General features: G+C 48.0%; 7 protein-coding genes and 1 pseudogene. 1 reads left to right on the forward strand and 7 read right to left on the reverse strand.

Annotation, left to right across the window (positions count from 1 at the left end):
- Positions 1-4 precede the first annotated feature (4 nt).
- Positions 5-1546 carry a hypothetical protein gene (locus G7Y82_RS06130; RefSeq protein ID WP_168147112.1) on the forward strand — a complete coding sequence of 514 codons (1542 nt, stop codon included), beginning with the start codon at positions 5-7 and terminating at the stop codon, positions 1544-1546.
- Here the strand turns inward: G7Y82_RS06130 and G7Y82_RS06135 are convergent.
- From G7Y82_RS06135 to G7Y82_RS06165, 7 genes and pseudogenes are all read right to left on the reverse strand, one after another.
- Complete coding sequence (locus G7Y82_RS06135) at positions 1539-2534, reverse strand: glycosyltransferase family 4 protein (protein ID WP_168147113.1); 996 nt, start codon at positions 2532-2534, stop codon at positions 1539-1541. The two genes, G7Y82_RS06130 and G7Y82_RS06135, sit on opposite strands and share 8 nt — an antisense overlap.
- 37 nt (positions 2535-2571) lie before the next feature.
- Entirely contained in the window at positions 2572-3060 is a 489-nt protein-coding gene (locus tag G7Y82_RS06140; RefSeq protein WP_168147114.1) for an LbetaH domain-containing protein, read from the reverse strand.
- Positions 3057-4238 (reverse strand): glycosyltransferase family 4 protein, encoded by a 1182-nt coding sequence (locus tag G7Y82_RS06145; RefSeq protein WP_168147115.1) that lies wholly within the window; start codon positions 4236-4238, stop codon positions 3057-3059. Before G7Y82_RS06145 ends, G7Y82_RS06140 begins: the two co-directional genes overlap by 4 nt.
- 325 nt (positions 4239-4563) lie before the next feature.
- The gene (locus tag G7Y82_RS06150) at positions 4564-5844 is read right to left on the reverse strand and encodes an oligosaccharide flippase family protein (RefSeq protein ID WP_168147116.1); all 1281 of its coding nucleotides are present in this window, start codon (positions 5842-5844) and stop codon (positions 4564-4566) included.
- 49 nt (positions 5845-5893) lie between these two features.
- Positions 5894-6436, reverse strand: a complete 543-nt coding sequence (epsC, locus tag G7Y82_RS21870; RefSeq protein WP_206370367.1) for a serine O-acetyltransferase EpsC — start codon at positions 6434-6436, stop codon at positions 5894-5896.
- A gap of 168 nt (positions 6437-6604) precedes the next feature.
- Positions 6605-7747 (reverse strand): glycosyltransferase family 4 protein, encoded by a 1143-nt coding sequence (locus tag G7Y82_RS06160; RefSeq protein WP_168147117.1) that lies wholly within the window; start codon positions 7745-7747, stop codon positions 6605-6607.
- A 36-nt stretch (positions 7748-7783) separates the two neighbouring features.
- Positions 7784-8026 (reverse strand): annotated as a pseudogene (locus tag G7Y82_RS06165) (cupin domain-containing protein); the annotation flags it as partial.
- Between the last annotated feature and the right edge of the window lie 79 nt (positions 8027-8105).

Below are 8105 nucleotides of genomic sequence, written 5' to 3' on the forward strand. Positions count from 1 at the left end.
ATTCATGAAGAAAGCGCTCGTTTCGGCGGCAGTATTAATTCTTATTTCCTATCACATGATGGCTGAAGCGGCATCTGTCTCTTATGCGGATAGCGATTTAATTAGCGAAGGTACGGGAAATAAAAACATAGTAATTTGCGGTGAAAAGTCGACCGAAATTTTGCGGGTGGAAATAAGCTATTTTAATGCCGCTCTGCAAGAAGAAGGAATGGGGATTAAAAAAATAAAACCCAAAAAGAGTGGCTGTGGAATATTGCTCTCGCTCCCGTTCGAAAACTTTGGATACTATAAGACCCGCATATTCACCGCTTCAAGTAGTATTGATGCCGCTTTGGTTGTCTTGCCGAAACTTGAGGAAGCGGCATTTTCCAAGGAATACTTTGTACAAACACATCTCAGGAAAAATGGCAGAACTGACTATTTAATTAGCCTTGCAAGGCTTATAGGATTCTCAGGTATTCGAGATCAAATTATTTGGAACTCAGGCGACGAGCCGAAAGCGGAAAATATAAAGTCGGAATATATAGAAAAAGCGCACAGAGAAGGGCTTAAGGTTCTTGCCACCATCACTCCTGCAGCTTCCGGAGGGTGCAGGAATAGCTGGGGCCCGAGTTGTCAGGAAAAAGCGGGCCTGCTTTCGGATTTTCTTGAGGAGGCGGTGAAAAAATATAAGAATGAGGTTTATGCCTGGGAAATTCTTAATGAGCCACAAAATATAAAAGGCATGACCATCTCGGATTATTTGAGTGTTCTGAGAATAGTCGCTGATCGGGCGAGACAGTTACAAACGGGTAATGTAAGTCTGATAGGATGCGGTGGTGGGTGGGTGGCAGGGGGCGTTTTAGGTGATTGTATTGATGCCATTCAAAAGAAACGGGTGCCTGTAGACGCAGTTAGTATTCATCCGTATATGGGGTTCGAGTTGCCTGAAATTGGTTATCACCATAAGAAATACACTGATTCTAGCGACTATGTAAACGTAAAATCTTTGAGTGAAAGATTATTAAGGGTGAAGCAAGATGGTCTTAATTTATGGATATCTGAGATTGGCTGGCCATCCATATCAAAATATAAATCGGTGCCTAGCGGACTTTTTCAGGCAGTCGCGCTGAGCCACTTTTATTTGATGGAAAAAAAATACGATTTGGCAAGGCTAGTAAACTGGTATGACCTGCAGGATGATGGAAGGGACTTAAACAGTAAGGAGCAAAATTTTGGTCTAATCACCGCTGCGGTTTCGCCAAAGCCCTCCCTTGCTGCGTTGGCAGTTTTTCTCCGAATGATCGGTAGCAAGATTTGGGTGAACGGTTCTGTTAGCTCGACAGGCGTTCATCTTGATGAATTTTATTCTCACGAGACGGGCGAGAAGGTATTCGCATATTGGAGAGAAGGGGCTGTGGCAGAAAAAGCTAATGAGCGTATCGATGTTCCTGCTGGGAAATATATTAAATATGATTGGGACGGTCGACGTTCTGAGCTATATGTTAATGGGAAATTATCCCAGGAGGTCGGGCCGCTGCCGGTTTATCTGGTGCGTGTTAATTGATCACGCTTAGTTCTTTTTTTATTCTGCCTGCGACATTGTCCCAGGAATATTTTCTTGCTCTGTCGTGCCCAAGGGACTGAAGCTCCTTTCTTCGTGCTGGTGAATTTAGAATTACTTTTAAACTACTTACTAACGTCCATGGCTGATCCGGTAGAATAAGAGCTCCGGCCCCCCCCACTATTTCGCCCAGCGCCGTTGTGTTCGAGGCAATGACTGGGCACCCTACTGCCATAGCTTCAACAGCGGGCAGCCCGAAGCCTTCGTAGCGCGAAGGAAATACAAGCACCGCGGCTCGGCAGTAATAATCTCGTAGCTGCTCTTCGCTTAGTTTTCCCGTGAACTGGATGCGAGGGGCAACATTAAGCCTTACGGCTTCGCGCAGCAATTCGTCAGACGGGGAGCCACTGAAAATCAGTTGCAATCGCGGATATTCTTGTAGTGCAGCCAGCGCTGCGATAGCCATCTTTTCATTTTTGTGCTTTTTGCGATTTCCCACACAAAAAAGGAAGCCATCGTCCGCAGGGCGAGAGACGTCATTCTGTTCCCCTTGCAGAAAAATTTCCGACACACCATTGCCGACGCAGATTACCTGATCTTCCGAGGTGCCGGCCCAGTCGATGATTCGCCGGCGCGAAAATTCGGAAACAGTGAGTACCTTTGCCGCTTTGCGACAGGCACGACGGAGAATGAGGCGGTAATAAAGGCGTTTCCGCCAATCGGAGTTATCGGGAAGGTCTAAGTGGTTTAGATCATGTACTGTCAGCACGTATCTATTCAGTGAAAAGAATGGCGCATTGTAGCCAGGAGATATGGCAAGGCTATCAGGCTGTCGCAGCATAAACCAAGTCATGCGAAGAACATCGGCAGGAGCAGCTGGATTGCCCGTTAATGGCATGTCGATTAGCTCCGGCAGACGCTGTTTAACTTCGCGACAAAAGCGGCCAATTCCCGTTGCATCGTCCCAACGTTGGTCGAAGAAAATTGTCATCTAATTTTTGCGAGTTATATAGGTTTGGTATCATCCATCAGCGCCGGTGAAGACCTACAGCGCGCTGCCCTGGGTTTACGTCGGACAAGACGAGTGCCATAGCGCCGACAGTTGCGCTATGGCCGAGAGTTACCGCGCCCAAAATAACCGCTCCCGTTCCCACGTAGGCGTTGTCCTCCACGATAGGGTAACCAGAGTGCCCATGCTCTCTGTTGCCTAGCGTCACGTTATGGAACAAGGTGACATTGCGCCCAATTTGCACTTTTCGGTGCACGATAATAAGAAATGGATGCGGTAGGCGCAGTGTGAGAATGGCATCGGATGAGATGAACGAGTCAGGGTGTATTTCGCAATGGTAAATAGCCTGGTTGATAAGTTTCCGTAATATCTTGAACGGAAATGAAATGGGGAATACTTTTTCGCCGTAGAGGATTGAAAGAATAATCCGGGCGTGAAAGCCTTTAAGTCTCATTGCTGAGATGAATTTACTCACAGGATTCCCTGAAAGGCTGGCGGTCGATGTCATTCAACGAGCTCTTGAAACACTCGCTGATAGCTTTGAGACACGGCGTCAATCGTGAATAGCGCTGCATGCTTAAGGCACAGCCGCGACATCACCGGGAAATCCATGGCGGCAATCCTTTTAATTCCATCAGAGAGCGATTTGGAGGAGTGAGTGCTTGTGAGTTCAAATTGAACTCCGGTTTCACCTTCCCATACCACGTCGGCGAGGCCTCCGATGCGTGAGGCGACAACTGGGACCCCGTGAGCATAGGCTTCGAGTACCACGCGGCCCAGCGGCTCGGCCCACGTGGACGGTACGATAAGAATGTCGATCATACTGAAAAAATCTGTGGGGCTTTTCCGTCCCAAGAACTCCACATTGGCCGGCGGGCTGTTTTTTAGATGAGATACGTATTCTGGATTGCCGGAGCCGGCAATCAACAGACGCGAGGTGGGGAACTGACGTATTGCATCGAGTAGCACTCCTAGGCCTTTGGATGGATCAAGCCGGCCGATATATCCGTAGGTCGGTTGAGTGCCGGCGACGAACGCGGATCTAGGCGCAGCAGCCGGCATCTCGACCGAGTTGAAGATCACACTCGTGCTTGCGGTTGGGAAATAACCGTTGCGGCGATGAATATCGACCACGTACTGGCTGATGCCTACAAAATGGGCGACGTGTGATGACCTCAGTTTTTTTACGAGCGACCATGCCCTGGCCGTGAATCCGGCTTCATTTTGGATGGTGCCGTTCGTAAATAGTGTCGAGTTCGGGTGTAGCAGGTAGTAGTCGCGCGCGGTGTGCACCAGAGGGATCTTTCGATGCTTGGCAGCTTTCCAAGCAGAGACGGAGAAGCCGGAGAGATTGTTGGTGTGGACAATGTCCGGTGAGATGGCGCTCAGCACTTCATTGATGTCTCGCGCTGCCGTGCGATTGTATATGTCGCTCAGGTGCCAGCGGAGACGCTCAGTCTGTGTGGCCTTGGTATCTCCAAACGGCCAGTAAATATTGCGGAGCGGTAAGCGCCACACAGACACTCCGTCTCGTTCCTCCTGCGTAATGCGGTCAGACTCATGCAGTGTGACGACGGAAACATCGTCGCCGTGCCGGACAAGTCCGCGTGCCAACATCTCGACGGAAAGCTCCGCCCCTCCTTTCTGATAAGGGGCATAGAGGTTGTTTAGGATGGCGATCTTCATGTCGCTAGAGGGGCCGTGCGGGAGGTTTGTGTTGATAAGGCCATAATTTTCGGATTAGCTGATTTTTGCTTGGCCCTGCGGGCGGATCTTTGCGGTACTTGATCTACAGTGACCACTTAATTTTTGTGGCCATGGAAAGTTCTACGGGCGGTCAACGCCGCGCATTCGGCGAATGATTCATTTTATCTCTTGGCGGGCACACCTTGGGGTCTCCTTGCGGGGTTTGTCGCGACGAACGTTAGAGGTGCACCTTGCGAATAATGGACGTAGATTGTCGACGTTTCCTTGTTTTGAGTAATGAATCGCTCCGGCAAACGAGAAGGTATTAGAAAGAAAAGTTCATTGCTGAAATAGAAGCAAGGATAGATGTGGTGATAATGAATGGCCAGACGCTTTTTAAGAATAAAATATAATTACCTTCGAGTATATTTTTATGCATTATATAGTAGATTTGGAGAAAATTTACGTGAAATGAAAAAAATAAGCTCCAGCAAAGCGCTTCTAAACTTCCTTTCCATATACCAAAGGTTATGGCGGCCACATTAAATATAGTCCATGTGATGCCAGTAGAAAACATCAGATCAGTGCGGTTAAATGCTTGGAAAAAACTGCCGCTAGTGGAAAGTATTGTTTGCACTGGAATTATGAGTGCTAGTAATTTTACGATGGGGACAACGGATAGCCATTGATTTCCGAAGGCAATTAGTACAATGTATTTCGCAAAAAAATATACACCGACTGCGGCTAGAGATCCTGCGACAGAAAGCTTGAAAGCTAAATCACGATGCAGTCGACTCACTGTATTTTTATCATGAATGATGCCTCGCAATGCAGGCTGTATCGCCGGAGTCATTGCGAAGGTCAGAATTAGTAGAGGGTAGCGCATAAGTCTGTATGATCTATCGTAAACGCCAAGCATGTTCGCCCCCAAATATTTTCCTACTAATATGCTGTCTAAGTTTCTTGAAAAGTAGTTTACAAAATTGAAACCTAGTTGAAATCCTGTGGTGTTGAGTAGTGGCTTGATGGCTGAGAAATGAGCCCCGGGAATAGGGCGGCCGAATTCGGTTTCTTTGCTGTAGTACCAATTCGTCAAGAAATTTAGAGCAGCTTTACTGGGAAAATATAGTGCATAGGCATGGAGCGCTGGCAGGTAGAAATAGGCAGTTAGTGTCGAGCCCAACGAGCCGATCTCGGCGATAATTCCGGCTTGTGCGATCCGCTTGAAATATTGCTGGCGTTGTAATTGCGCAAGCGGTAGTACGGCGGCGGTGTTGGCGAAGAGGGCAAAGGCGACATAGGGTACGATTTGGCGAACTTGTGGCATGTTGTAGAAGTGGGCAAGCGCTGGCGCCAAGAGCTGCATCGTTATGGCTAGTGCTCCAGCGATTAACAAGCTTAAGCCAAAGATGCCATTGCGGTTTCTAACTTCTAAATCTTGCAAATTAATAATTGTGGGGCTAAGTCCGCCCTCTGCAACCATTTGGAATAAAGTAACTATCGTTAGCGTGGCGGCAACGACTCCGAATATTTCAGGGTTAAATAGTCGAGTAAGGACCATCAAAGAAATTGCATTGCATGCATAAACGACATAGCGAGATAGCATGCTCTTTCCGATGGCGCTGTAAAGATTTGTCATCCTTGGTTATTTTTAATTAGAATGCCCATGGCATTTTCTGTGGATTTTCTACGGATCGTATGAACTTTGCAGGGACGCCTGCTACAACTGAATAGGGCGCGACATCTTTAGTTACGACGGAGTTCGCGCCAATAACCGAATGGTGGCCAATGGTTATGGGGCCAAGAATGACTGCGCCAGCACCTATTGAGCAGAAGCTCTCGATTTTTGGATGAATTCGCCTATCATCCAGTGGGCGAATTTTTCCTGCGCCTAGAGTCACTCCGTGACGGATTATCACATTATCCCCAATGATAGAGCTAAAACCGATCACGGCTCCCATTCCATGACTAAAAATAGTTTTTTCGGAGACGATGGCGCCGGGCTCAATTTCGATTCCTGTGAGGAACCTTGAAAATTGACTGACAAATAGTGCCAATCGTTTCATTTTTGCATTGTGGAAAAATGTGGTAATCTTATGCAATGTGAGAGCTTTGTCTCCTGGAAACATAACCAATCTGTAGGATTTTTTTGCAAAAATTCTTGTGAGGGATCGCAGTTTTTTTTTATTTATAATCACGAATATTATCTCCAAAAGGCATGGCGATGGCTGGTGCTGGGAGCATAAAGGTTTTTCGGCTGTGCTGTTTCCCGAGATGATGCCTTGGGGGTTCTTCGCGCGTGCGCCGCGCGTCGCTACGCGAGCCGTGGCTGTCTAGCATCTATGCAAGCCTCCGGGATGTGACAGCTAGTCAGAGCTTGGGTTAATGCTTCGAGTAGCGATCGCCTCATTAATTGCGTTTATTAGGTTATGTTTGAAAGCGGAAATTGAGAAGCGTTCAGCATTCCGCCGGCAATTTTCAGGGAGAAAACTAAGGCGCTTCGCATCAAAAGCCTCTATAGCCGCTGCAAGGGATTCGGCCGTCTGCTCTTCGAAGAGCACGCCGGTTGGGTTTTGCTCTCCAGTCACAACCGTTTCGACAGCTCCGCCTCGGCCGAATGCGATGACGGGAGTGCCGCATGCCTGAGCTTCAACAGGGACAATGCCGAAATCTTCTTCAGCCGCAAATACGAAGGCACGAGCGTCCTGCATGTGCTGTCGCAATACATCGAATGGTTGATATCCCAGAATATGAATATTCTTGCCCGCTTTGCTCTTGACGTTTTCCATTTCTGGGCCGTCACCAATGACAACGAGTTGTTTGTCAGGAAGAAGGGAGAAAGCTTCTATAATCATGGGAATCTTCTTATACGGCACCATCCGTGATGCTGTTAGAAAGTAATCCTTCTTGTTTTTTTCTATAGTGAAATTGTCTGTGTCAACCGGCGGGTATATAACGGAACTTTTTCGGCCATAAAACTTTTTTACGCGCCGACTAATGAATTTTGAATTACTGACAAAGACGTCGACGCCATGTGCTGAGCGAATGTCCCATATTCTAATTTTATGAAGTATAAATCGAGCCAGTATGCTCATCACGCCCTTTTCGAGGTGTGATTCCTTTAGATACTGATGCTGTAAGTCCCAGGCATAGCGGATCGGGGAGTGGATATAACAGACATGCGTTTGATCCGGTCCCGTGATGACGCCCTTTGCAACTGCGTGCGAACTGGAAATGACGACGTCGTAGCCGGAGAGGTCAAGCTGCTCAATTGCAATCGGCATCAACGGCAAATATGTCCTGTATTTTGTCTTGGCCCAGGGCAGCCGCTGGATGAAAGTAGTCTTTGCGTGTTTACCCCCAAGCTTTGCCCTCGCGGCGTCGTCAAGGAAATCAATGACAGAGAACAAATCCGCTTGCGGGTAACACGCAAGAATTTGTTCTAGTACTTTCTCCGCTCCGGCGTAAGTCACAAGCCAGTCGTGTACAACGGCAACTTTTAAAGTCATTGCTTCAGTTAAAAGTGAGCTGGAACTAATGAGCGTTCAACGTCCGTAAATATCCTCAAACCGCACGATGTCATCCTCACCAAGATAGCTGCCGGTTTGCACCTCGATAAGCTCAAGTGGCATTTTTCCGGGATTGTCAAGCCGATGTTTATGCCCGAGTGGGATATACGTCGACTCGTCTTCGGACATCAAGAAAACCTTGTCCTCACACGTCACGCGTGCAGTGCCGGACACCACAATCCAGTGCTCGGCGCGGTGGTGGTGCATTTGCAGCGACAGCTAGCGGTCTCAAGAATCAAGAGCAACACGTTTTGCGTAATCGGCCATTTCCTGGGCCATGGCCTCTTCCGGGGTCTGC

The sequence above is a fragment of the Solimonas marina genome (assembly GCF_012241385.1).
Taxonomy (GTDB): Bacteria; Pseudomonadota; Gammaproteobacteria; order Nevskiales; family Nevskiaceae; genus Solimonas; species Solimonas marina.

What these genes read in the sequence shown, in the direction of transcription:
- G7Y82_RS06130 (WP_168147112.1), top strand. Translation starts at nt 5, where the DNA reads ATGAAGAAAGCGCTCGTTTCGGCGGCAGTATTAATTCTTATTTCCTAT.
- G7Y82_RS06135 (WP_168147113.1), bottom strand. Translation starts at nt 2,534, where the DNA reads ATGACAATTTTCTTCGACCAACGTTGGGACGATGCAACGGGAATTGGC.
- G7Y82_RS06140 (WP_168147114.1), bottom strand. Translation starts at nt 3,060, where the DNA reads ATGACATCGACCGCCAGCCTTTCAGGGAATCCTGTGAGTAAATTCATC.
- G7Y82_RS06145 (WP_168147115.1), bottom strand. Translation starts at nt 4,238, where the DNA reads ATGAAGATCGCCATCCTAAACAACCTCTATGCCCCTTATCAGAAAGGA.
- G7Y82_RS06150 (WP_168147116.1), bottom strand. Translation starts at nt 5,844, where the DNA reads ATGCTATCTCGCTATGTCGTTTATGCATGCAATGCAATTTCTTTGATG.
- G7Y82_RS06160 (WP_168147117.1), bottom strand. Translation starts at nt 7,747, where the DNA reads ATGACTTTAAAAGTTGCCGTTGTACACGACTGGCTTGTGACTTACGCC.